Origin of the sequence: Pseudomonas sp. (genome assembly GCF_032058845.1) — a bacterium.
Classification (GTDB): domain Bacteria; phylum Pseudomonadota; class Gammaproteobacteria; order Pseudomonadales; family Pseudomonadaceae; genus Aquipseudomonas.
The window spans coordinates 1-24,743 of sequence record NZ_DAMCCR010000006.1; the positions used below are offsets into that span (position 1 = coordinate 1).

The following is a 24,743-nucleotide window of genomic DNA, read 5'->3' on the forward strand; positions in this document are numbered from 1 at the left end:
GCCGCTGGCGCAGGTCGGGGCGTGGCAGCGGTTGCCGTGCCGGCTGTGCCGGGTCCACGCGCACGTCGAGCCATTCGCCGTCGCGCACCACACGGGCGAACAGGCGCAGTTGGCTGCACGTACGGCCACGTTCGCCCTGGATGCGCGCCTTGGGCAAGCCGCTTTCAGCGACGGCGCGGTCGATCAGGGTATCGCCCAAGGCTTCGATCTGCGTGGCGATGGCCTCGAGCAGCGCGGCGCGTTGCGCCAGCGCTGTCTCGCGGAAGGTGTCGAACGCCGCGCTCGCCAGGGCGCAGGCCTGGGCTACGTGCTCGCCGCTGCCGCCAGGGTAGGCCGGTTGCAGCGTCTGGCCGGTAGCCGGATCGATGGCGTGGATGGGGTCGCGGGTGCCGGTGACCGGGGTCTGGCCGATCAGGAGATTGCCTGTGAGGGTCATGGGGCTTCCTTTGAAAGACGGGCAGGATCGGGGCTGCTGGGCAGCCCCTGTTTCATCAGGCCAGGTTCTGCTCGGCCGACCAGCTCGCATACCAGCTGCGGAACAGCGCATATTGCTGTTCGGCGTAATTGCGCTGGGCGTCGGTCAGGGCGTCGGTCTCGTTGAAGTGCAGGGCGTACTCGCGGTCGCCGTTGAGCACCATCAGGTGCTTGTAGTACAGCACCAGGTCGCAGCCCTCATCGAACGACGACAGCACCCCCAGCGCCGCTTCCAGCTCGCGCGCCAGACGGCGGGCGCGGGCGTCGCCCTTGGCCGCCTGCTTGCTCAGGCTGACCAGTTGCAGCACCTCGCGCGGCAAGGCGTTGCCGATCCCGGTGATGGCGCCAGTGGCGTTGCAGTTGACGAAGCCATGTACCACCTGGGTGTCGACGCCGACCATCAGCGTCACCGCATCATCCTGGGAGGTGATGTGCTCGGCGGCGTAGCGCAGGTCGGCGCCGCCGCCGAATTCCTTGAAGCCGATCAGGTTGGGGAATTCGCGGCGCAGCTCGAAGAACAGGTCGGCGCGGGTGGCGAAGCCGTAGTACGGGCTGTTGTAGATCACCGCCGGCAGGGTCGGGGCAGCGGCGAGAATCGCCGAGAAGTGATGCTTCTGCGCGATCAGCGAGGCGCCGCGGCTGAGCACCCGTGGAATCACCATCAGCCCGGCCGCACCGACCTTGGCGGCATGGGCGGCATGGGACACCGCCTCGCGGCTGTTCACAGCGCCCGTCCCGACCACGGTCGGGATGCCGGCCGCTACCAACCGGGCCACGCCTTCCTGGCGCTCGGCTTCGCTGAGCAGCGGCCAGTCGCCCATCGAACCGCAGTACACCACCGCGCTCATGCCGGCTTCGATCAGCTCGCGGCCCTTGCGCACCAGGGCGTCGAAGTCCGGCGTGCGCTCGGCGGTGCAAGGGGTCATGAGGGCTGGCATGGTGCCGCTGAAGAGGTTGTTGTTCATTGTGATTGCTCCTTGGCGATGTGCAGTGTTCAGAGTTGAAGATCAAACATTCAGTGAGAAACGGCGGGGTCAGATGCCCCAGGCGAACGGGTCCTGCTCGTCGATCAGCAAGGTGCTGTCGGCGGTCATGTAGGCGCGGCCGGTGATGAACGGGCGGATGTGCTCGCCGTCACGTTCGTAACGGCCCTGGAACTGGCTGCCGGTGATGCTCGCCTGCAACCAGATCTGGCCCTCGGCCAGCGTGCCGTCGGCGGCCAGGCACGCCAGCTTGGCGCTGGTGCCGGTGCCACAGGGCGAGCGGTCGTAGGCCTTGCCGGGGCACATGACGAAGTTGCGGCTGTCGGCGTTGGGGTCATCGGCGAACAGCTCGACATGGTCGATGGGCGCGCCGTCTTCCCCGGTGATGCCTTGCGCTTCGAGGGCCTTGAGCAGCGCCCAGGTGTAGTCGGTGAGTGCCTCGCGGTTGTCCAGTTCCAGGCGCTGGCCGTGCTCGCTGACCAGAAAGAACCAGTTGCCGCCCCAGGCGACATCGCCGTGCACCACACCGTGGCCGGGCAGGGTGACCGCGACCTGCTGGCGGTAGCGGTAGGACGGCACGTTGCCGACCGTCACCTCACCGTTGTCATGCAAGGTGGCGCTGACCTGGCCGACCGGCGTGTCGATCAGGTGCACGCCCGGTTCGATCAGGCCCAGGTGCTGCAGCGAGGCGACCAGGCCGATGGTGCCGTGGCCGCACATGTTCAGGTAACCGGCGTTGTTGAAGAAGATCACCCCGCAGGTGGCCCCGGGCGACACGGGCGAGCAGTGCAACGCGCCCACCAGCACGTCGTTGCCACGCGGCTCCAGCAGGCAGGCGCGGCGCCAGTGGTCGTGGCGCTCGCGCAGCTCGTCGCGTTGCTCGGCCATGGTCCGGCCCAGCAATTGCGGGAAGCCTTTGAGCACCAGGCGCGTGGGTTCACCGCCGGTGTGGGAATCGATGATGTGTACGTGGTGCATGTGCGTCTCCCTCAGCGGATCAATCAGGAAGCAACGGCATTGCCGTGCTGGCCAGGGGTGGGTTCGCCGACGGCTTCGCTTTCATCCTCGCCTTCGAGTTGCACCAGATGCGCCGGCACGCCGGTGGCCGCGCCCCAGTAGTAGATGCCCAGGGCGCAGACGGCCACGGCCACGGTATCGAGCGGGTGGCCGATCACACCCAGGCCGCCGAAGCTGCCCAGCCACGACAGCAGAATGGTCACGGCGTAGAAGCCGATCAGCCAGGCCGACGAGCGCACTTGCTGGCCCAGCGACAGGTGCTGGGTGGGCACGAAGCGGCCGCACAGCAGGTACAGCACGAACATCAGGATCTGCAGGGCAAGCAACCACGACACGGTGCTCCAGCCCGACCAGTAGACTATCAGCGCAGCGATGATGAACGACAGCGGCCCGAGCACGCCCATGCCCTTGACCCGGAACGGGCGCGGCATGTCGGGGGCGTTGCGACGCAGCGCAGCGACGGTGACCGGGGCCACCGCGTAGCTCAGCACCAGCGCAGCGGACACCACATTGATCAGCGCTTCCCACGACGGGAACGGCAGGGTCCAGAACACCGACAGAGCGAAGGTCAGCCACAGCGCCGGGCGCGGAATGCCGGACTGTTCATCGATGCGGGTGAAGTAGCGGAAGAAGGTGCCGGTCTGCGCCCAGCCATAGACCACGCGCGGGGTAGCGTTCATGTAGATGTTGCCGCAGCCGCTGGGCGAGATCACCGCATCGGCCACCACCAGGTAGGCCAACCAGCCCACACCCAGGGCCATGGCGATGTCGCGGTAAGGCAGGGCCAGTTCCTTGGACACAGCCGCCCAGCCGTTGGTCAGCATCTCGGTCGGCACGCTGCCGAGAAACGCCAGTTGCAACAGCGAGTAGATGGCGGTCGACAATAGCACCGACAGAATCAGCGCGATGGGGATGGTGCGCTGCGGATTCTTTACCTCGCTGGCTACCGAGATGATCGGCGTCAGGCCCAGGTAGGCAAAAATCACGCCACCGGCCGACACCGCCATTTCCACGCCCGACAGGCCGAACGGGGCAAAGCCCTGTACCTCGAAGTTCTCCGGCTTGAAGAAGGTGAACAGCACACCGATCACCAGCAGCGGCACGATGAACTTGAACACGCTGACCAGGTTGTTGGCCTTGGCGAAGGTCTTCACGCTGCGGTAGTTGAGCACGAAGAACAGCCCGAGCAGGGCGAACTGCACCAGCCAGCCGAGCACCGTGGGGTCACTGGAGCCGATCTTGGTCAACCCCGGAAACCAGGCCGCTGCGTATTGACGCGAGGCGACCACCTCGATGGCAATCAGGCTGGAAAAGGCGATCAGGGTGATGAAGCCCATGAGGTAGCCCAGCAGCGGGCCGTGGGAGTACACCGGATAGCGCACCACACCGCCGGCGCGGGGCAGGGCCGCGCCCAGCTCGCAATAGACGATGCCCAGCAGCAGCACCGCAAAGCCGCCGAGGAACCACGACAGAATCCCCGCAGGCCCGGCGATGGCCGAGACGTGGCTGGCCGCGAACAGCCAGCCCGAGCCGAAGATGGCGCCAAGGCCGATGAAGGTGAGGTCCAGCAATGACAACTGTTTCTTGAATTTGCCTGACATGGGTTCGCCTTTTTGTTGGTTATTGGATAGGCAGGTCTGATGTCACGAGTTACAGCGTATGGGCCGCGCTCTGCTCGAACGTGGGCGGCTTGCATGGGGCATAGCCTGAACCGATCGGGGCGGCGGTTCTTGATGGTTTTCGGCAGGTGCGGTGACGAAATCGGCACAGTCGCCAGAAAGCGGTGGCGGCGACAAAGGCTGCGGCGCTAGGCTCCAGACCTCATCGCACAAGGGCTCGAGAGATGACCCACACCCCGTTGGCCCTGCTGTATCCGTGTCTGGAGCAATACCGCCCGGCCAACCTCGAAGCGTTGCTTGCCGGGGTGTCGCTGCTGCTGCCGATTCTCGACGCCATTCCCAACGCGGCGATCTTCATCAAGGATTCAGCGGCGCGCTACGTGCTGGCCAACACCACGCTGGTGCAGCGTTGCGGGCTCAAACGCCTGCAACCCTTGCTGGGCAAGACCAGTGCCGAGGTGTTTCCGGCGCAGCTGGGCCCCGGCTACACCGAGCAGGACCGGCGTGTGCTCAAGGACGGGCGCGTGCTGGAAGATCAGTTGGAACTGCACCTGTATGGCAGCCGCGAACCCGGCTGGTGCCTGACCCACAAGCGCCCGCTGTACAACCAGACAGGCGAGATCATTGGCCTGGTGGGCATCTCGGTCGACCTGCAATCCGCCGCCCACACCCACCCGGCGTACCAGCGCCTGGCCGCCGTGGACGAACACATTCGCCAGCATTTCCATCAGCCGATCAGCCTGGGCGAGCTGACCCGCATCGCCGGCATGTCGGTGGCCCAGCTGGAGCGCTACTGCAAGCGGGTATTCCACCTCACGCCGCGGCAGATGATCCAAAAGGCGCGGCTCGAACAGGCGCACCGGCTGCTGCATTCGGACGTGCCGATCACCGAGGTGGCGCTGCGCTGCGGGTACACCGATCACAGTGCGTTCAGCCGCCAGTTCAAGCAGTTGACGGGGTTTACGCCGCGGGACTATCGCAGCGCCACGCTGCAGTGAGATCGGTGGCCTGTGCGCGCCTGGCGGCCGCCCGTCCACGACGGGTGTCACGGCCCTGGCCAGAGTGGCCTATGATCGGCGCCTGCCCCTCACTCGGAGATCAGCGTGTTCAGGTGTCTTGTGATCCTCTTTCCCGATTTCAATGCCGCTGCCACGTCGGCCTTCGTCGATCCGTTACGCGCGGCCGACTATCTCACCGGCGCGGCGCACTACGAGTGGAAGTTTGCGTCGATGCCCGGCGGCGGTATCCGCGCCTCCAATGGCATGGATGTGTTGACGCAGTCGGTGGCCAGCGTGCGCGCCGAGCACTGGGACCTGGTCGTGGTGTCCTGCAGCTGGACGCCTGAGAAATTCCACAGCCCGCAGCTGCACGGCCTGCTCAGGGGGTGGGCGAGCCAGGGCTGCATGCTCGGGGCAATCGACACCGGCACTTTCCTCCTCGCAGAAGCGGGGCTGCTGTCCGGGCGCAAGGCAACGGCGCATTACGAACACATCGACGCGCTGATCGAGCTGTACCCGGACATCACCATCGTCGAAGACCTGTACGTCTTCGACGACAACCGTTTCACCTGTTGCGGTGGGGGCGCCGCGACCGATACCGCGCTGCAACTGATCCGCAGCATGCACGGCGAGACCGTCTCCAACGAGGCCGCGCGCTATGTGTTCCATCAGCAGTTGCGCCCTGGCAACACCCAGCAGAACCCGCAGGATCATCAGCCCCTGGGGCAGACGATTCCGCCAGCGGTGGCGCAGGCCATCAAGCTCATGGAAACCCACCTGGAGGAAGTCATCAGCATTCCGGAGATCAGTGAGCGGGTGGGCATTTCGCAGCGCCAGCTCGACCGCCTGTTCCGCGACATCGCCCACAAGACGCCCGCGCTGTATTACCGCGACATCCGCCTGGATCGCGCTCGCGGGCTGGTCACGCAGACCAGCATGGCCTTGACCAAAGTGGGCGTTGCCTCGGGTTTTCCGAATCAGTCGCACTTCTGCAAGATCTACCGCGAACGCTTCGGGTTGACGCCGCGTCAGGACCGCCTGGAGGGCAGGGTGCCGTTCAATTACCGGGCCTGGCCTATGCACCAGCCGGGCAAGGAGCGTTGAACACTGTCGCGAATTTCACAGACTTACCTAAAAACGACCCCGACGAATTAAACAAAAAAGTCGTCGAAATATGAATATTTCCGAGGTTTCAACCCGACCACTATCAACCCCACAGAACGAGCAAAACCCCATGCTCGTGACAATAAAAGGGCCGTTGATATGTCTGAGTTGCTGCATCCTCGCCAATTCGAATCGATCAAGCAGGGTTACGATCCCGACCCGTTGCTCTCCCAATCGTTGCGCGCTGACGCCTATGTCCAGCCGGAGTGGTTCCGCCTCGATCAGCAGGAAATCATCGGCAAGAGCTGGCAGTGGGTGTGCCATGTCGAGAAGGTCCGCGAGCCTGGCAGTTACACCACCGTGGACATCGCCGGCCAGCCCATCGCCGTGGTCCGTGACCAGGAAGGTGTGCTGCGCGCCTTCTACAACGTGTGCAAGCACCGCGCCCACCCGGTGCTGCAAGGCGAAGGCAAGACCCGGCGCATCGCCTGCCCTTACCACTCCTGGTGCTACGGCCTCAACGGCGCGCTGGTTGCGGCGCCCCATGTCAGTGGCCTGAAAGACTTCGACAAGGAGCAGATTCACCTGAGCCCGGTGCAGGTCGAGGTGTTCTGCGGGTTCGTCTACGTCAACCTCGACCCGACTGCAGCGCCGCTCAGCGAGCAGTCCGGTGACCTGGCCAAAGAGGTCATGCACTGGGCGCCCGATGTCGAGAACCTGACCTTTGGCCATCGGCTGACCTACGAGATCAAGTCGAACTGGAAGAACGTGGTCGACAATTTCCTCGAGTGCTACCACTGCCCGACCGCGCACAAGGACTTCTGCACCCTGGTCGACATGGATACCTACAAGGTCGATACCCACGGCATCTATTCCAGCCACATGGCCGAGGCCGGACAAGGCCAGAACTCGGCCTACGACACCTCCAAAGCCAGTGTGCGCACCCACGCCGTGTGGTGGCTGTGGCCCACCACGTGCCTGATGCGCTACCCCGGCCGCAGCTCGATGATCGTGCTCAACATCGTGCCGGTGGGCCCGGACCGCACGCTGGAAACCTACGACTTCTTCCTGGAAACCCCTGAGCCGGACGAGATGGAGCGCGAGGCCATTCGCTATCTGGACGAGGTGCTGCAGGTCGAAGACATTTCCTTGGTCGAGAACGTGCAGCGCGGCATGCAGACGCCGGCGTTCGAGCAAGGCCGGATCGTCACCGACCCGGCCGGCTCTGGCAAATCCGAGCACGCGCTGCACCACTTCCATGGCCTGGTCCTGGACGCCTACGCACGTAGCGTGCAGTCATGAGCGGCGGCGGCCTTCAGGGCCGTGTCGCTTTGGTGACTGGCGGCACAGGCGGCATCGGCAGGGCCGTGTGCGAGCGCCTGCTCAAGGAAGCGGCGGTGGTGTATGCCGCCGACCTTTCGCAGCAACACCCGGTGCCTGGCGCAGTAGCGGTGGAGCTGAACGTCGGCGATGAAGCCGACGTGCAGGCCGCGCTGCAGCGGGTTGCGCAGGAGCAGGGGCGTCTCGATGTAGTGGTGAACGCAGCGGGCATCGAGGTGGAGCACACCATCGAGGACACCACCCTTGAAGTGTGGAACCGCGTGTTCACCGTCAACGTGACCGGCACCTTCCTGGTCAGCAAGCACGCGTTGCCGTTGCTGCGTGAAAGCTCTGGCGCCAGCGTCATCAACTTTGGCTCCTATGACGGCTTCATCGCCGACCCGGGCCTGGCCGCCTACTGCGCCAGCAAAGGCGCGGTGCACGCGCTGACCCGCGCCATGGCCTGTGACCATGGCCCTGAAGGCATTCGCGTCAATGCGGTGTGCCCCGGCTACATCGATACACCGATGCTGCGCAGTTTCTTCCAGAACAACGGCGACATCGCCAGCCTTGAAAAGGCCGTGCGCGACGTTCATCCGACCCGGCGCTACGGCACACCGGCGGATGTCGCCAACCTCGTGTACTGGCTGGCCAGTGACGAGGCCCGCTATGCCAGCGGCCAGCTGTGGATTCTCGACGGCGGTCTGACCGCCCAAGTCCAACAAATGAAATTGTGAGCCTCGCCATGCCCAAGTCCGTGATCATCACCTGCGCCACCACCGGTGGCGTGCACACCCCGACCATGTCGGAATACCTGCCCATCACCCCGCAGGAAATCGCAGAGTCTTCCATCGAAGCGGCCAACGCCGGCGCCTCGATCATCCACCTGCATGCTCGCAACCCGGAAACCGGCAAACCGGACCCACGCCCTGAGCTGTTCCAGGACTTCATGGGCCAGATCAACCGCCAGAGCGATGCCGTGCTGAACGTTTCTACCGGCGGCGGCCTGGGCATGACCCGTGAAGAGCGTCTGCGCGCAGCGCTGGCGGTGAGCCCGGAAATGGCCTCGCTGAACGTGGGCTCGATGAACTTCGGCATCTTCCCGATGAAGGCCAAATACTCGAACTGGAAGCACGACTGGGAGCCGGCGTTTCTCGACAGCACCCGCGATTTCATCTTCCGCAACACCTTCGCCGACATCGAATACATCGTCAAAGAACTGGGCGAGGGCCACGGCACCCGCTTCGAATTCGAGTGCTATGACCTGGGCCACTTGTACAACCTGGCGTGGATCATCGACCAGGGCTGGGTCAAACCGCCGTTTCTGATCCAGATCGTCTTCGGCGTGCTGGGCGGCGTCGGCGCCGACCTGGACAACCTCATGCACATGCACACCGTGGCGCAGAAGCTGTTCGGCAAAGACTACGAATGGTCGGTGCTGGCCGCTGGGAAAAACCAGATGAGCTTCGCCACCCAGGCGGCAATGCTCGGCGGCAACGTGCGAGTCGGGCTCGAAGACAGCCTGTTCATCGGCGCAGGTGAGAAGGCCAAGAGCAACGCCGAACAGGTGTTGAAGATTCGCGGCATCGTCGAAAACCTCGGGCTCACCGTTGCCACACCCGAGCAAGCCCGTGCGCGTCTGGGCCTCAAGGGCCGCGCCAACATCACGTTGTGATGGCTGATCAAGGAGATGCCATGCAAACCCACCTGTTGATCAACGGCGAGCTGGTTGAAGGCGCGGCTGCGCCACTGGCCGTCATCGACCCTGCCACGGGCGAGCAGATCGTCAGCATCGGTCAGGCTGATGATGATCAGTTGGACAGCGCGGTGCGCGGTGCGCATGACGCTTTCGACTCGTACTCACGCACCACGCCGGCGCAGCGCTCGGCGCTGCTGCTGGACATCGCCAGCGTGATCGAGGAAAACGCCGAAACCCTGGCCGCGCTGGAAAGCCAGAACGTCGGCAAGCCATGGCCGTCTGCACTCGACGACGAAATGCCACTGACCCTCGACACCTTCCGCTTTTTTGCCGGCGCGGCGCGGACGATGGCGGGTGTGGCGGCAGGCGAATATGTCCCCGGCCACACCAGCCTGATCCGACGGGACCCGATTGGCCCGGTCGCTGCCATCGCGCCCTGGAATTACCCGCTGATGATGGCGGCCTGGAAGCTCGCAGCGCCGTTGGCCGCTGGCTGCACGGTGGTGCTCAAACCGTCTGAAGTGACCCCGCTGTCGACCTTGTACCTGGGTCAGTTGCTGGCCGATGTCGTGCCCAAGGGCGTGATCAACATCGTTCACGGTGCGGGCACCACGACCGGCTCGCGCCTGATCAACGCTCAAGGCATCGAGGCTGTAAGCATCACCGGTTCAGCCGCTACCGGCAGCGCGGCGATGCGTGCGGCTGCGCAGCAGATGCGTCAGGTGCATGTCGAGCTGGGCGGCAAGGCCCCGGTGATCGTGTATGAAGACGCCGATATCGAAAAACTGGTCGCTACCCTGCGCGCCACGGCCTTCTTCAACGCCGGGCAAGATTGCGCGCAGCCGTGTCGGGTACTGGTCGCCAGCAAGATCTACGACCGCGTGGTCAGTGCCTTGGCCGAAGCGGCGGCCTCCATCAAGGTCGGTGCGCCCCGGGCGCCTGGCACTGAAATGGGGCCGCTGGTGACCGAGGTGCACCGTCAGCGTGTGGCCGGCTTCGTCGAGCGTGCTCGGGCCTGTGCCGACATAGTCACGGGTGGAAAGGTCGAACCTGGCGGCGGCTTCTTCTACAGCCCGACGGTGGTCGCCGATGTCGACCACCAGGCTGAAATCGCCACCCAGGAACTGTTCGGCCCGGTGATCACCGTGTCGCGCTTCACCGAAGACCAGGACCCTATAGAGATCGCCAACGCCACTCGCTACGGCCTGGCCTCGTCGATCTGGACCCGTGACAGTGGCCGCGCAATGGCTGCCAGCAGCCGGTTGCGCTACGGCTTCACGTGGGTCAATACCCATGGTGTAGCGACGCCGGAAATGCCGTGGGCGGCCATGAAGGGATCGGGTCACGGTTGCGACATGTCGGTGTTCGCGCTGGATGCCTACACCAGCGTTCGCCACGTCATGCTGGCGCACGGGTGAGCGCATGGACCACTCAACGGTAATCGTGACCGGCGGCAGCCGCGGCATCGGCCGTGCCATTGTCGAGAAATGTGTGGCGCAAGGTCATCGGGTGGTGACCTGTGGCCGTGGCGCCAGGCCCCGGCATCTGGATGCCGGCGTCGAGTGGGTGCAGGCCGATGTGGCCAGACCTGAAGACGCCCGCTACCTGGTCGAGCGTGCCGAACAACGCTTTGGACGGGTGCAGATTCTCGTCAACAACGCCGGCGTGCAGGTCGAAAAAACCGTACTGGACAGCACTGATGCTGACTGGGACGAGGTCATGGGGGTCAACGCTCGCGGCACGTTCAACCTGTGTCGGGCCGTGCTGCCGGGCATGCTCGAAGGTGGCGGCACGATCATCAACCTGGGCTCGATTTCCGGACACACCGCTGACCCTTGCATGGCGATCTACAACGCCTCCAAAGCCTTCGTGCACGGGCTCACGCGCTCCATCGCGGTGGACCATGGCCCGCAGGTGCGCTGCAACGCCGTATGCCCCGGTTGGATCATGACGGCCATGGCCGACGACGCCTTCGGCCTCGCGCATGACCCGGCAAAAGCCAAGGCCGACGCCTTGGCCCGCCATCCGGCAGGCCGCTTCGGACAGCCCGACGACATTGCCGAAACGGTGATGTGGCTGGCCTCGGACGCAGCGCGTTTCATCACCGGGCAGTGCTTCGTCGTCGACGGCGGCCTGACCAGTGCCTCTCCCTTACAACCGAGGTTCTTCTGATGCGTGAATTCCAAAATGTCGCGGTGATTGGCGCGGGTGTGATCGGCGCCAGCTGGGCAGCACTGTTCCTCGCCTCCGGGCGCAACGTGGCAGTGTATGACCCGTCACCGACCTTCGAAGCCGACGTGCGCAGCTACATCGACAACGCCTGGCCGACCCTGCGCGAGCTGGGCCTGGTGCAGGGGGAGCCCGGCCAGCTGAGCTTCCACCACGACGTGGCCAGCACCGTGCGGCACGCTGATTTCGTCCAGGAAAGCGTGCCCGAGCGCATTGCCATCAAGCATGAGCTGTTCGCGCGGCTGGAGGCTGCGCTGAAGCCGGGCGCCATCGTGGCATCGTCCGCCTCTGGTTTGCGTCTGGGCGAGATGCAGGCCGGTTGGAAAGACCCTTCGCATTTCATTCTTGGCCATCCCTTCAACCCGCCGCACCTGATCCCGCTGGTCGAGGTCATGGGCAACGAGAAAACGGCGGCCACTGTGGTCGAGCGGGCCGAGCGTTTCTATGACCTGGTCGGCAAGGTGACCATTCGCGTCAACCGCGAGGTCAAGGGGCATGTCGCCAACCGTTTGCAGGCTGCGTTGTGGCGTGAAGCGATTCACCTGGTCAAGAGCGGCGTGGCCAGTGTGGAAGACGTCGACAAGGCGGTGTGGGCAGGGCCAGGGCTGCGCTGGGCGGCCATGGGGCCGACCCTGCTGTTCCACCTGGGCGGCGGCTCGGAGGGCCTGGCGTCGTTCTGCGAGAAATACGCCGACAGCTTCAACGGCTGGTGGGACGATCTCGGTGAGCCGCGCCTGGACGCAGACACCGCCGCGTTGTTGGTTAAAGGCGTACGCCAGGAAGCGGGCACCCGCAGCTGGGCGTCGCTGGCCACCGACCGCGACCAGTTGATCACCCAGATGTTGAAGGCAACCACGCCCCTGCGGCGCCGTTGAGTGTGAGCCCGGCACGCGCGTGGCGTTCCGGGCGGATTTGCCGTTGCGAGAGGTGTGCCATGCCTGATGACCGCTTGACCCTACAGATCACCGACCTGATCGCCGAAGCCAAAGGCGTAATGGTCATCGAACTGCGCGCGCCCTCTGGCGACGCGCTACCCGCGTTCAGCCCTGGCGCTCATGTGGAACTGCATTTGTCGGGAGGGCTGGTTCGGCAGTATTCCCTGTGTAACGACGCCCAGGAGCGTGACCGCTATTGCCTCGGCGTCGGCCTTGCACCCCTCAGCCGGGGCGGCTCGAAGCAAGTGCATCAGTCGCTGCGTGTCGGCGACACGTTGCAAGTCAGCCCACCGCGCAACCACTTCGCCTTGCAGGAAGATGCGCCGCGCCTGGTGTTCTTTGCAGGCGGTATCGGCATCACACCGGTGTGGTCGATGATCCAGTGGTGCGAGCGCCATGGTCGGCCTTGGCATCTCTATTACCTGGTGCGCAGCCGGCAGCGCGCAGCGTTTCTGGAAGAACTTCGCGCATTTGGCGATCGGGTTACCTTGCACGCCGACGATGAGGCCGGTGGCTTGTTCGACGTCGCCGGGGCAGTCGAGCGGCAGCCGGGCGATGTGCATTTCTATACCTGCGGGCCCACCCCATTGATGCTCGCCGTCGAAGCGGCCGCCAGCCGCTTCCCCGACGAGCAGGTGCATTTCGAATGGTTCACGCCCAAGGAACCGACGCGTTCAGGCGCTGACACCGCCTTCACCATCGAACTCGCCAAAAGCGGGAAGTCATTCGAAGTGCCCGCTGAGAAAAGCATTCTGCAGGTGCTTGAGGCCAACGGTCTGCGCGTCGACAGCTCGTGCCGTGAAGGCACCTGTGCTTCCTGCGAGATCTGCGTACTGGAGGGCATTCCCGACCATCGCGACAGCGTGCTGAGCGCTGCCGAACGCAAGAGCAACGAGGTGATGATGATCTGCGTGTCCCGCTCGCTTTCGCCAAGCCTCGTGCTCGACCTTTGACCCACGCACTGCACTTCTGGAAGGACGTCCTCGTGAACAACCTGCTGCTGATCCACCAGGCCACCATCGTCGAAGACTGGATCGACTACAACGGCCACTTGCGCGATGCCTACTATGGCTTGATCTTCAGCCATGCCACCGATGCGCTGATGGATCACATCGGCCTCGATGCCGATGCTCGGGCGAGCTACGGGCAGACGCTGTACACGCTGGAAGCCCACATCAACTACCTCAGCGAAACCCGCCTGGGCGAGCAGGTGCAGGTGTTCACGCACATCATCGATCACGACAGCAAACGCTTGCACATCGTCCACTACCTGTACCGCCCCAGCGATGCCGTGCAGCTGGCGGTCAGTGAACAGATGCTCATGAACATCGCCAGCGACGCGGGGCGTGCGGCGAAATTCGCCCCGTCCGTTGCAGCGAACATCCGTGAGATTCATGAGGCGCATCAGTTACTGCCGCGCCCTGGTTATTGCGGTCGCGTCATCGGTATACGCCGCTAGAACACGCGTTGCTACACCCCTTAAACAACAAGACTGCGTTACCTCTGAACAACAAAAACTGCCGCTTCCCATAGCTGCTACAGAGAGGAATTGCGTGATGAAGCATGCACTGCGTTTGCTGTTGTGCTCGGCCCTGGCCGTTTCCGCCCAAGGCTATGCCGCTGAACCGCCTCAGTGTCGGTTGGTGCGCATGTCCGACCCTGGCTGGACCGATATCCAGACCACCACCGCCATTGCCACCACCGTGCTCAAAAGCCTTGGCTACCAGACCAAATCCACTTTGGTTGGCGTACCGCTGACGTTCAAGGCCCTGTCCGGTGGCAAGACCATGGACGTCTTTCTCGGCACCTGGCTGCCGACCATGGAGCCCGATCTCAAACCCTTCCGCGATGCCGGGTCCATCGACATCGTGCGGGTCAACCTGCAGCACGCCAAATACACCCTGGCGGTGCCGCAGTCGCTGTGGGATCGAGGGTTGAAGGACTTCGCCGACATCGCGAAATTCAAGACCGAGCTGGGCGGCGAGATCTATGGGCTCGAGCCCGGTGATGGCGGTAACAACGCGGTGATCAAGGCGATTGCTGACAACGCCTTCGGCCTCAAGGACGCGGGCTTCTCGGTGGTGGCATCGAGCGAGTCGGGGATGCTCGCGCAGGTCGAACGCGCGCAGCGGCGTAACCAGGCCATCGTGTTCCTGGGGTGGGAACCGCACCCGATGAACACCCGCTTCAAGATGAAATTCCTCACCGGCGGCGATGCTTATTTCGGGCCTGACTTCGGCGATGCCACGGTGTACACCAGCACCCGCAAAGGCTATGTCGACGAGTGTCCGAACGTCGGCCGGCTGCTCAAGAACCTGAGTTTCACCCTGGCCATGGAGAACCACATCATGGGCTCGATTCTCGATGACAAGATGAAGCCCGAGGCGGCTGCCAGGGCCTGGCTGAAAGAGAACCCACAGGTGCTCGAAGGCTGGCTTGAGGGTGTCACCACCTGGGATGGCCAGCCGGGGCTGGCCAGCGTCAAGGCGCAGGTGGCGCCATGAAGCCGTTCATGCGTGTACTGGGCCTCGCCTGGGCCGTGCTGGGGTTGTTCAGCGGGGCCAGCGGGGCGGCTGAGCCTGCTGCTTGCAAGCCGGTGCGGCTGGGCTCGACCAATTGGTCGGACACCGTCGCCACCTCGGCCATGGCGCAGTTGGCCATGGAATCGCTGGGCTATTCGGTCAAGCTCACTACCGCGTCGCAGCAGATCATATTGGCGGGCCTGGCAGACAGCCGGCTCGACACGTTTCTGGGCTACTGGCAACCGACCATGCAACCGGTTGCGCGGCCTTACCTGGAAAAACAGAAAATCCAGGTGCTGGCGCCCGCCGCGTTGCCCGATGCGCAGTCCACTTTCGCTGTGCCGCGCTACGCCTTTGACGCCGGCCTGCGCACCTTCGCCGACATTGCCACCTTCAAGGACAAACTGGGCGCGAAGATCTACGTCATCGAACCTGGCAGTGGCTCCAACCGCATCAGTGCCAAGATGATCGAATCCGACCAGTTCGGCCTCAAGGGTTTCACGCTGATGGAGTCGAGCGAGGCAGGCATGTTGACCGCCGTGAAACGTGCGGTGAGCAAGCAGGAGTGGGTGGTGTTCTTCGGCTGGAAACCGCACCCCATGAACCTGCAACTGGACATGGTCTACCTGACCGGCAGCGAGGATGTGTTCGGCCCCGATGAAGGCGCGGCCACGGTGTCGGTCATGACCGCCCAGGGCTATGCACAGCGTTGCCCGAACATGGGCCGGCTGTTGCAGAACCTGTCGTTCAAGAGTGATCAGGTCAGCCACTTGATGGTGCCAATCCTCGAGCGGATGTCGCCGCGCAATGCGGCGGTGGCCTGGCTCAAGGCCAACCTCGAACAGGTGAAGCCCTGGTTCGAGGGTGTCACCACACTCGACGGCAAACCCGGGTTCGACGCGTTTCAGCAGTTTCTAGAGCGCTGACTCTTCCGCCCGCACGGGCGCTTCATCTCGCTCGCGCTGCCCGGCCAAGCAATACCTGGCCGGGCAGAGGCTTGCCTGAAATACAAGGATAAAAACATGAAGATCGAGACGCGCAGCATCGAGTTTGTGCCGCACCGCGAGCGTTATGGGCGGCCACGGCGATTGTTTTCGGTATGGTTCAGCTCGAACCTGCAAGTGACCGCACTGATGGTGGGTACGCTGGGTGTGGCCTCAGGGCTGAGCGTACTGTGGACGCTCGCCGGCTTAGCCTTGGGCTGCCTGCTGGGCACTATTTTCATGGCCGCTCACTCTGCCCAAGGGCCGCACCTTGGGGTGCCGCAGATGATCCAGAGCCGCGCGCAGTTCGGCGTACTTGGCGCAGCCATCCCGCTGCTGGTGATGGTTACCGCTGCGGTCCTGTTCATGGCCGCCAGCGGTGTGTTGATGCGCGACCCTTTGAAGGCGCTGCTCGGCGTGACTGACGATCAAGCGATTGTGCTGATCGGCATCACCACCTTCCTGATTGGCGCTGTCGGTTATGAGTTGATTCACCGCTTGGGTGCGTGGATGAGTGTGCTGTCGTCCATCGTGTTCGGCGCCGCGCTGGTGTTGATTCTGACGCGGGCAGAGGCGGGGCAGATCTTTCACGTCGAAGCCGACGGGTTCTCGCTGCCGATCTTCAACCTGGTAGTTGCGCAGGCTGCGTCCTGGACGCTGGGCTATGGCCCATATGTGGCCGATTACTCGCGCTACCTGCCCGCGGACGTGAGCGCCCGTCACACGTTCTGGACCACCTATTTCGGCTGCGCGCTGGGCTCGCTGGGCATGATGGCCTTGGGCGCAGTGCTGGCCGCTGCGGTGCCATCGGCGCTGAGCGTTGACCCTGGAACCGCAATCGCAAGCCTGTTCGGACCTTGGGCCAAGGCCGCACTGATCGTGGTCGCGCTCGGCGTGATCCAGTACAACGTGCTGTGTCTGTATAGCGCCTACATGTCCGCCACGACGATTTTCAGCGGCTTCGCCAAGGTCACACAGGTGACGCAAGGCGCCAAGCTGCTGCTCATGGCAATCCTGTCGACAGTGGCCTGTGCGATTGCCATCAGAACGCAATATCACTTCGACACGTTCTTCGCCGACATTCTCATTGGGCAGCTTTATCTGCTGATTCCCTGGAGTGCGATCAACCTGGTGGACTACTACGTTGTCACCCGCGGTCGCTATCACATCGATGCGCTCTACGATGCGCAGGGTCGCTATGGTCGGTGGAACCGGCGCACATTGATCGTGTACGGCGTGTCGATCATTGGCACGGTGCCGTTCATGAAGCTGTCGTTCCATGAAGGGTACTTCGCGCAGTTGATCGGTGCCGACGTCAGTTGGATCGCGGGGTTGGCCTTGGCCAGTGTGCTGTATTACATCTGCAGCGCGAACCGCCAATCGGTACATCGCAACGTCGTTGCCACACGCTGTGTGACCAGCGCGGCATTTGCCAATCGCGAAAAATAGTGCAGCGGCTGACCTTCTTTTCATAGGGCACCCGATTCGCCTGGTTCAGCCGCCAGCAACCACCGGCACCCGTTCGATCAATTGCGGCCCGTTATTGCGCACATTCCCTACCGCACTCCCCACGGGGTGCCAGGTGAACGCCGACGCCGGCTGACACCCCTCGCGCACGATCGCCTCCGCCCGATCTGCCGGGGTGGCCGGGTTCAACCATTCGCGTGCCAGGGTTGGCGTGAGCACCAGCGGCTTGCGGTCGTGCACGTCGAGCAACCCCGCATCTGCCGCGCCGGTGAGGATCACGAAACCGTCCCGCCCGCGTTGTTCGGGGTTGTTCGACACCTGCGCCAGTGCGGCAAAGAACAGCGGCTCATCGTTGGCCGCGCGAATGTAGTACGCCTGCTTGCGCTTGCCGCCGGCCGGGTCCGCGACCCACTCGAACCAGCCGTTGGCCGGCGCCAGCACGCGGCCTTGTGGCCAGAGTGACTGAAAGAAGCGCCCGCTGAGCACCGTTTCCGCTCGCGCATTGATCGGCACCGGGCCCTTGCCATTGGCCCAGTGCGGCGCCCAGCCCCAGGTCACCCGGTCGATGCTCAGGCCGCCTGGCACGGGCCGGATCAGCTCGACCTGGCTGCGTGGGGCGACGTTGTAGCGGTTGATGCGCTCGTCGTCATAGCCATTGATCACCACCAGGTCCAGGGCCAGCTGGCGCAGGTAGAAGTCCATGCTCTCGTAGAGCGAGTAGCGGCCACACATGCGTCACCTCGTACGTTGGTCGGCTGGACGCTGCGGCAGATTGACGGCGCGGCAGCGTTCAACGCTAAACTGTATGCATGTACAGTTTCTGCTGGAAAACGCGCCATGACCATCATCTTTCTCGGCCCACCGACGGGCGGGCCCCTGCGCATGCCAGTGTATGCCTTCCATATCCCCGCTGGATTCCCGTCGCCCGCCGCCGACCACATGGAACGGCCCATCTCGCTCGATGAGCTGTTCAGCCTGCGGGCGCCGCACGTGTACCTGGTGAAGGTCGAAGGCGACAGCATGTGCGGCGCCGGCATCTACTCCGGCGATTTGCTGATCGTCGACCGCGACCGTGAAGCCGAGCACGGCGATATCGTGATCGCCGCCATCAACAGCGAGCCGGTGTGCAAGCGTCTGCACCGGCGCGGCAGCGAGCTGAGCCTGCTCTCGGAAAACCCGGCCTTTGCCCCGCGGATGGTCGGTGAGGGCGATGACCTGCTGATCTGGGGGGTGGTGCGCTACAGCGTGCGTGATCACAGCGGCTGAGCGGCCTGCGCGGCAGCGGCAGCGGCAGGCCCAATGGATGGCCAGGTAATTGCCGGGGAAGGGCTGCCTCGGTATAGTGCGATCCATTCTCAAATGCGATTGCATCGCTGCACAGGACTCCAGCGCCATGGCCTCGGCCTCTTCCCGCGACTCCTCCGTTCATGGCGATATCCAGGCCTTGTACGTCGAGCACCACGCCTGGCTGCAAGGCTGGCTATGGCGGCGCATTGGCTGTCGCAGCGATGCCGCCGACCTCACCCAGGACACCTTCCTGCGCCTGTTCCGCCCCGCGACGGCGCCGCACGAGCCCGACCTGCGCCAGCCGCGTGCCTACCTGGCCACTCAACCTGTATCGCCGCCGCTCGGTGGAGCAGGCCTGGCTGCACACGCTGCAACAGATGCCTGAACAATGGGCGCCGTCTGCCGAGGAGCAGTATCTGATCCAGGAGGCCCTGCAACTGATCGATTCGCTGTTGCACGGCTTGCCGCCGGTGGTGCGCCGAGCCTTTCTGCTGTCGCAACTCGAAGGCCACACCTACCCGCAAATTTGGCGAGCAGCGCCAGCTGACACTCGCCGACGGCACGCGCCTGTCACTCGACACCCAGACCGCCGTGGACATCACCTTCGATGCCACGCAACGCCTGCTCCACCTGCGCGCAGGGGAGATCCTCGTCACCACCCACCCCGATCGCCTGAATCGACCGCTTCGGGTACAGACCGAGCAGGGCGTCATCCGCCCCGTCGGCACACGTTTCAGCGTACGGCAGGAGGCCAACGCTTGCCGGGTCAGCGTGTTTGCCGGTGCCGTCGACGTCCGGCCCCGCGAGGCTGGCAGCGATCTGCGCGTCACTGCCGGGCAGACCGTGCGCTTCGATCGCCTCGGCGTCTCGCCTGCCACGCCACTGCCCGCTGGCGCCGGCGACTGGGCGCACGGGGTACTGCGCGTCGAGCGCATGCCGCTTGCGGCGTTCGTCGAGGAGTTGAACCGCTACCGCCGTGGTTGGCTGCGCTGTGACCCGCAGGTGGGGCCGTTGCTGATCAGTGGTGCGTTTCAGCTGCGCGACACCGACCTGGTCCTGAGCGCCGTGTCTCAGGCGCTGCCGGTGCAGGTGGTGTACCGCACGCGTTACTGGGTGACCTTGCAGCCACGCGCTGTCTGAAAAAAATGGTGCATGGCCTGTCCGCTTTTGCGGCGCTTGCGTGTCCTCCAGGCACACAGATCTTTTCGACGCGGAGTCGGCATGCCTTTTTCCTTTCGTTCCTCCCCACTGGCCTGCGCCGTGCAGGTCACTGCCCTGGCGCTGGGCGCTGTCGCCAGCCCCGTGCTGTTCGCCGCCACGGCCCAGCAGTACGCCATCGCGCCGGGTCCGCTGAGCCAGGTGCTGTCCAGCTTTGCCGCGCGTTCGGGCATCAACCTGGCCATCGACCCGGCGCTGGTGCAGGGGCGCCAGAGCGCCGGCCTGCAGGGTGAATTCCCGCTGCAGGCCGGCTTCACGCGCCTGTTGGCTGGCAGCGGCTTGCAGGCCGTCGATCAAGGCAATGGCGTGTATGTGCTGGCCGCCCTGCCACGCACAGCGGCGGCGGTAGAGCTCGAGGCCACGCAGATCGTCGACACCCGCAGCAGCGACGGTGGCGCCAACGGGCCCGTGCAGGGTTACGTGGCCAAGCGCACCACGGTCGGCACCAAGACCGACACGCCGATCAACGAGATTGCGCAGAGCATTTCTGTGGTCACCCGCGACGAAATGGATCAGCGCGGCGTGCAGGACTTCAACGCCGCCGTGGCCTACACGCCTGGCATCCGTGCACTGGATTACGCCGGCGGCCAGGGCGCGCCAGACATCTTCCTGCGCGGTTTTCGTGCCTTCAACCTGTTCGGCCTGTATCAGGACGGCCTGCGCACCGGCTTCAACCAGTACGACACCAACTTCGAGACCTTCGGCCTGGAGCGCGTCGATGTGGTCAAGGGCCCGGCCTCGGTACTGTTCGGGCAGATGGCGCCGGGCGGTGTGGTCAACATGACCAGCAAGCGCCCGCAGGAAACGCCCATTCGCCATGTGGAACTGCAGGGCGGCAGTTTCGATCGGCGCCAGGTGGGCCTGGATGTGGGTGACCAGCTCGACAGCGACGGCACCCTGTTCGGCCGCCTGGTGCTGCTGCAACGCGACAGCGATACGCAGGTCAAGCACGCGCCCGATGACCGTACCTACGTCGCGCCGTCGCTGACCTGGAAGCCTAACGACGCCAATACCCTGACCTTGCTGACCAGCTACAGCAAAAGCCGCACCGGCGGCTCTGAGCAGAGCTTTCCAGTGATCGGCACCGTGCGCAGCAGCCCCTATGGCCACATCGCTTCGGACATCGACCTGGGCTGGAAGGGCAGCTACTACCGCAGCGAGAACACCTCCATCGGCGTGCAATACGAGCACCTGTTCGACAACGACTGGAAGTTCCAGCAGAACCTGCGCTACATGCACTCCAATGTGGGTTACCTGTCCAGCGGCCCGGATGTGGTCCTCAACGACGATGGCCGCACCCAGGACATCGGCCTGCAGTTGCGGCCAAAAAACAGCGACACCTTCCTGATCGACAACAACCTGCAGGGCCTGGTCGACACCGGTCCGTTGCAGCACACGTTGCTGGCCGGCCTGGACTACTCGCACTACAAGGCCCACGAGACCCGCCGCAACGGCGACCCGGACCCGGACGTCGAGATGATCGACCTGTACCGCCCGGTCTACGGCGGTGGCGCACTCTGGTATGACCCGCTGCAACGCGACACCGACACACGCTTGCAACAGGTCGGCGTTTATCTGCAGGACCAGATCAAGCTCGACCGCTGGGCCCTGACCCTGGGCGGGCGCCAGGATTGGTCCACCGCGCGGGAAGAGGGCCTGTACTTCGGTACCGAGCAGGTCGACACCGTGCAGCGCGACCACAAGTTCACGGGTCGCGTGGGGTTGGCCTATCTGTTCGACAACGGCATCACGCCCTACGCCAGCTACAGCACGTCGTTCCAGCCCAACCCGGAAGCCGACCGCAGCGGCAAGCTGTTCGAGCCCACTGAGGGCCGTCAGTACGAGGTTGGCGTGAAGTACCAGCCACCGGGTTTTGATGCGTTCGTCACGGTGTCGGCGTTCGACCTGCAGCAGAAAAACGTCTCCACCACCGACCCGGTCAACCCGGGCTTCTCGGTACAGAGCGGCGAAGTGCGCTCGCGCGGTGTCGAAATCGAGGGCAAGGCCAGCCTCAGCCGTGAGCTGAACCTGCTGGCGTCCTACGCCTACCTCGATGCCGAGATCACCGAAGACAACCGCTTCCAGGGCAACACGCCCCGGGCGATTCCGCGCAACACCGCCGGCGTCTGGCTCGACTACACGCTCGCCGACGGTGCGCTCAAGGGCGCGGGGGTTGGCGTTGGCCAGCGTTATGTGGGTTCGTCGTACAACGTGCAGAACACCGTGAAGACACCGCACTACATGCTCACCGACGCCACCGTGCGCTATGACCTGGCCGGCATTGGCCTGGACGGCACGAAGGTCTCGGTGACGGCCAGCAGCCTGTTCGACAAGCACTACTTCCAGCCGGGCTTCTACGAAGATTCGGTGCTGTATGGCAATCGCCGCAACGTGATTGCGACGGTCAGCTACGACTGGTGATCGGGGAGGGCCGGCAGCGCAGTGACGCGCTGCCGGCCTTGCTCACCGTAACGGGAAGCGCCAGTCAGTCAAGTCGAATTGAATCGGTTGGGGCTGTTGCAGCCCATCGCGGCTGACCGGCCGCTTGTACGCGACCGCGGGATGCCTGAAATTCACATCCCGTTGGGCAACTTTACGCTGGGCGAGTGGATGATCGATCAACGCTGCGCCGTCCAGGGACTGTTCGACAATGAGGTACTCGACCGCCCGCAGTTCGCCGTACTTGGGATGGCTGATTCCGGTTTTGACACAGCCTCCGAATAGATAGAGTTCCTTGGCCACCTGACCGCCCAGTGTGTTCATCTCAGCGTGGGTCAACGCGATCTGCTTGATGAAAACGGCGGGGTTGCCGCCTATTGTCGGCCAAGGGATATCCAGTTGTGGATCTTGGCCGGTCATGTCGCAAGGTGGCTTTGCCGGTGTCGTTGCAGTGGTTTCCCAACGGTGCATGGCGAGCAGGAATCCGCGCAGCACGCTGGCGGGGTCTGTATCGTCAACGTCAAGCTCCTCTGCCGAGACGGCCGGCCAGGGGATGGACGTTTCAGCCGGCACTTGCGGTAAGCGTGCGCCCTGTTTTTTCAAGGTCTCAACGATGTTTGCGTGACCGCCTTGTTGCGCCATCGACAAGGCATTGCGCGCATCGCCCGACTGCAGGTGCACGTCGGCGCCAGCCTTCAGCAGCGCGATGACGATGTCCAGGTGGCCTGCGCGAGCCGCCATCATCAACGGTGTGTGCTTGAACGGGCAGTGCGTCAAGTCCATAGCTGCCTGCGCTGCCAGCAGTGACTCGACCAGGCGCAAGTGCCCCTCGTGGGCAGCCCAGCCCAAGGCAGTGAAACCGAGGGCTGCGTCGGTGCGGTCAAGCTCCGCTGGGTGTTCGATCAGCAGGGTTGCCGTGTCGGCATGGCCTGCAATGGCAGACTCGATCAGGGCCGTGCGGCCAGTGGCTTTGTCGGTGAAGTTGATATCGGCGCCGTTGGCCAACAAGGCTTGCAACTTGGCGTTCTGGCCTGAGGCGGCGGCCTTCAAGAGGGCTTTGGTCATGGCTGGGCTCTTTGTTCGGACATCTGAAACGACCTCGTTTGGCCGCAGAGCTGAAGGCTATCATTCAACGCGCCATTCGTATGGGTTTGCCAGGGAGGGCGGAACCCATCGATCTCATCAGGGCCGATAGACCTCAGGTACTGATCGGTGGTTTCTCAACGTTACCGAGCATTCTCAAGAATCCGGGTAGGGCCATGCTGAAAGACCTCTTTATCAGGAAGGTGATCGCCGCCATGAGCAAACGCAAAAGAAAGACCTTGCCAAAGGACTTCGGTGAACTGCTGGAAAGCGCACCGTTGGCCGAACTGATTGCCGTGTTCGATGCCTGCGAACTCGAAGCCACCGGTGGCTACGCCAAAACCACAGCGTTGGGTTTTTATAACTGCCCTGATGAGTTGGTGCGCTGGCTGGTGGAGCAGGGGGCAAACATCGATGCCCGCGATCACTACCAGCGAACGGCGTTGCACCATCGCGCCATGAGCTGGAAAGGCGGTGTCGATCTGCTGCTGGATCTGGGTGCCGACATCGAAGCGCAGGACGGCGAGGGTAAGACACCGCTGCAAACGGCGGTGCACAGCCACAAGGCTGACACATTGGCCGCGCTGATTCGCCGAGGCGCCAGCACGCAGGCTGTCAGCCGGCAGGGGCACAACCTGCTGCACATCGCGCTGCTCACCACACGCAACGCCGACATCAAGGCCACCGCGCACATCGCGCAGAGCCTGCTGGAGGCTGGATTGTGCATTGATGACGCCATGCGCGATGCCGTACAGCGTATCGGCCATGACTTTGAATTCCATCGGGCCAACTTCAACCCGGATTACCTTGCCGCCACCGACGCGGCCCTCGCCACGCTCTATCTCCTGTTCGAGGTCACACCCGTTGCCGCGCGCCAGATGCACGATGGCAAGGCGCCGATCACGGTCGCCGCCGCTGCCTGGCCTGAGCAGCATCAGCAACTGTGGGAACTGCTGGTGCCCTCTTCGGGTGCGGCGGCAACAGTACAAGGCGAAGTGATCCGCATCAGTGGCCGCATCTCGAGAGAAATCCACGGCAACGGCGCAGGCAACTGGGACGCTGACTTCAAAAAGATGCTCAAGGCGCTGGTAGAGCATCTTGGCAGTGGTGTGCCGTTGAGCGAGGGACAGCAGGCTGAAGTGCGCACGCTGGTGGACGAACTTAGAAGCGGTGACGATCCTGACGCGTTTACCGACAGGCTCAGTGAACTGACCGTGTGCTGGGTGATCGCCAATCCGCAGCCAATCGCGTTGGGTACGCCTGCCTATAAACGCTGAACAAGGGCGGGTGCTGTCTGATTGCGAAGTGGGTCTTCGCGGATACAGCCATCCGTTTGCTATCCTGCGACCCCGGTTGGCGTTGCCAA

24 protein-coding genes are annotated in these 24,743 nt (G+C 64.0%); 18 read left to right on the forward strand and 6 right to left on the reverse strand.

Features of this window, described 5'->3' with window-relative positions; genetic code table 11:
• The 4 genes from RT028_RS02215 to RT028_RS02230 all read right to left on the reverse strand — a co-directional run.
• A partial coding sequence (locus RT028_RS02215) for an aldehyde dehydrogenase family protein (protein ID WP_312931968.1) occupies window positions 1–436 on the reverse strand: 436 nt, incomplete at its 3' end.
• Between the two features lie 55 nt (window positions 437–491).
• Complete coding sequence (locus tag RT028_RS02220) at window positions 492–1,439, reverse strand: dihydrodipicolinate synthase family protein (RefSeq protein ID WP_312931971.1); 948 nt, start codon at window positions 1,437–1,439, stop codon at window positions 492–494.
• A gap of 69 nt (window positions 1,440–1,508) precedes the next feature.
• Window positions 1,509–2,435: a 4-hydroxyproline epimerase gene (locus tag RT028_RS02225; RefSeq protein WP_312931974.1), complete on the reverse strand. Its 927-nt coding sequence runs from the start codon at window positions 2,433–2,435 to the stop codon at window positions 1,509–1,511.
• A 23-nt stretch (window positions 2,436–2,458) separates the two neighbouring features.
• Window positions 2,459–4,075 (reverse strand): APC family permease, encoded by a 1,617-nt coding sequence (locus RT028_RS02230; RefSeq protein ID WP_312931976.1) that lies wholly within the window; start codon window positions 4,073–4,075, stop codon window positions 2,459–2,461.
• A gap of 242 nt (window positions 4,076–4,317) precedes the next feature.
• Here RT028_RS02230 and RT028_RS02235 point away from each other — a divergent pair, with 242 nt between their 5' ends.
• From RT028_RS02235 to RT028_RS02295, 13 genes are all read left to right on the forward strand, one after another.
• The gene (locus RT028_RS02235) at window positions 4,318–5,091 is read left to right on the forward strand and encodes an AraC family transcriptional regulator (RefSeq protein WP_312931978.1); all 774 of its coding nucleotides are present in this window, start codon (window positions 4,318–4,320) and stop codon (window positions 5,089–5,091) included.
• Window positions 5,092–5,196: 105 nt separating this feature from the next.
• Entirely contained in the window at window positions 5,197–6,195 is a 999-nt protein-coding gene (locus tag RT028_RS02240) for a GlxA family transcriptional regulator (RefSeq protein ID WP_312931980.1), read from the forward strand.
• Window positions 6,196–6,354: 159 nt separating this feature from the next.
• Window positions 6,355–7,497: a ring-hydroxylating oxygenase subunit alpha gene (locus RT028_RS02245; RefSeq protein ID WP_312931983.1), complete on the forward strand. Its 1,143-nt coding sequence runs from the start codon at window positions 6,355–6,357 to the stop codon at window positions 7,495–7,497.
• A complete protein-coding gene (locus tag RT028_RS02250; protein ID WP_312931991.1) occupies window positions 7,494–8,252 on the forward strand; it encodes an SDR family oxidoreductase in 759 nt (252 codons plus the stop codon). Before RT028_RS02245 ends, RT028_RS02250 begins: the two co-directional genes overlap by 4 nt.
• A gap of 8 nt (window positions 8,253–8,260) precedes the next feature.
• Window positions 8,261–9,190: a 3-keto-5-aminohexanoate cleavage protein gene (locus RT028_RS02255; RefSeq protein ID WP_312931994.1), complete on the forward strand. Its 930-nt coding sequence runs from the start codon at window positions 8,261–8,263 to the stop codon at window positions 9,188–9,190.
• A gap of 20 nt (window positions 9,191–9,210) precedes the next feature.
• On the forward strand, window positions 9,211–10,632 hold the full coding sequence (locus tag RT028_RS02260; protein WP_312931996.1) for an aminobutyraldehyde dehydrogenase: 1,422 nt from the start codon (window positions 9,211–9,213) through the stop codon (window positions 10,630–10,632).
• A 4-nt stretch (window positions 10,633–10,636) separates the two neighbouring features.
• Window positions 10,637–11,386: an SDR family oxidoreductase gene (locus RT028_RS02265; RefSeq protein ID WP_312931998.1), complete on the forward strand. Its 750-nt coding sequence runs from the start codon at window positions 10,637–10,639 to the stop codon at window positions 11,384–11,386.
• A complete protein-coding gene (locus RT028_RS02270) occupies window positions 11,386–12,318 on the forward strand; it encodes a 3-hydroxyacyl-CoA dehydrogenase NAD-binding domain-containing protein (protein ID WP_312932000.1) in 933 nt (310 codons plus the stop codon). Before RT028_RS02265 ends, RT028_RS02270 begins: the two co-directional genes overlap by 1 nt.
• A 59-nt stretch (window positions 12,319–12,377) precedes the next feature.
• A complete protein-coding gene (locus RT028_RS02275) occupies window positions 12,378–13,331 on the forward strand; it encodes a PDR/VanB family oxidoreductase (RefSeq protein ID WP_312932002.1) in 954 nt (317 codons plus the stop codon).
• A gap of 32 nt (window positions 13,332–13,363) precedes the next feature.
• Entirely contained in the window at window positions 13,364–13,837 is a 474-nt protein-coding gene (locus tag RT028_RS02280; RefSeq protein WP_312932004.1) for a thioesterase family protein, read from the forward strand.
• 97 nt (window positions 13,838–13,934) lie between these two features.
• Complete coding sequence (choX, locus tag RT028_RS02285) at window positions 13,935–14,882, forward strand: choline ABC transporter substrate-binding protein (RefSeq protein ID WP_312932006.1); 948 nt, start codon at window positions 13,935–13,937, stop codon at window positions 14,880–14,882.
• Window positions 14,879–15,826, forward strand: coding sequence for a choline ABC transporter substrate-binding protein (choX, locus tag RT028_RS02290; RefSeq protein ID WP_312932008.1), 948 nt, complete (start codon window positions 14,879–14,881; stop codon window positions 15,824–15,826). The genes choX (RT028_RS02285) and choX (RT028_RS02290) overlap by 4 nt, the downstream gene beginning before the upstream one ends.
• A 96-nt stretch (window positions 15,827–15,922) precedes the next feature.
• The gene (locus RT028_RS02295; RefSeq protein WP_312932010.1) at window positions 15,923–17,332 is read left to right on the forward strand and encodes a purine-cytosine permease family protein; all 1,410 of its coding nucleotides are present in this window, start codon (window positions 15,923–15,925) and stop codon (window positions 17,330–17,332) included.
• Between the two features lie 45 nt (window positions 17,333–17,377).
• Here the strand turns inward: RT028_RS02295 and RT028_RS02300 are convergent, their stop codons facing one another.
• Window positions 17,378–18,082, reverse strand: coding sequence for an SOS response-associated peptidase family protein (locus tag RT028_RS02300; RefSeq protein WP_312932012.1), 705 nt, complete (start codon window positions 18,080–18,082; stop codon window positions 17,378–17,380).
• Between the two features lie 105 nt (window positions 18,083–18,187).
• Here RT028_RS02300 and RT028_RS02305 point away from each other — a divergent pair, with 105 nt between their 5' ends.
• From RT028_RS02305 to RT028_RS02320, 4 genes are all read left to right on the forward strand, one after another.
• Entirely contained in the window at window positions 18,188–18,616 is a 429-nt protein-coding gene (locus tag RT028_RS02305) for a translesion error-prone DNA polymerase V autoproteolytic subunit (RefSeq protein ID WP_312932014.1), read from the forward strand.
• 127 nt (window positions 18,617–18,743) lie between these two features.
• Window positions 18,744–19,022, forward strand: a complete 279-nt coding sequence (locus RT028_RS02310) for a sigma factor (protein WP_312932016.1) — start codon at window positions 18,744–18,746, stop codon at window positions 19,020–19,022.
• Window positions 19,023–19,204: 182 nt separating this feature from the next.
• Complete coding sequence (locus RT028_RS02315) at window positions 19,205–19,777, forward strand: FecR domain-containing protein (RefSeq protein ID WP_409567139.1); 573 nt, start codon at window positions 19,205–19,207, stop codon at window positions 19,775–19,777.
• Between the two features lie 81 nt (window positions 19,778–19,858).
• Window positions 19,859–22,276 carry a TonB-dependent siderophore receptor gene (locus RT028_RS02320; protein ID WP_312932018.1) on the forward strand — a complete coding sequence of 806 codons (2,418 nt, stop codon included), beginning with the start codon at window positions 19,859–19,861 and terminating at the stop codon, window positions 22,274–22,276.
• Between the two features lie 42 nt (window positions 22,277–22,318).
• On the opposite strand, the gene RT028_RS02325 is transcribed toward RT028_RS02320, so the two are convergent.
• A complete protein-coding gene (locus RT028_RS02325; protein WP_312932020.1) occupies window positions 22,319–23,344 on the reverse strand; it encodes an ankyrin repeat domain-containing protein in 1,026 nt (341 codons plus the stop codon).
• A gap of 53 nt (window positions 23,345–23,397) precedes the next feature.
• On the opposite strand from RT028_RS02325, the gene RT028_RS02330 reads away from it, so the two are divergent.
• The gene (locus tag RT028_RS02330) at window positions 23,398–24,654 is read left to right on the forward strand and encodes an ankyrin repeat domain-containing protein (RefSeq protein ID WP_312932022.1); all 1,257 of its coding nucleotides are present in this window, start codon (window positions 23,398–23,400) and stop codon (window positions 24,652–24,654) included.
• Window positions 24,655–24,743 lie beyond the last annotated feature (89 nt).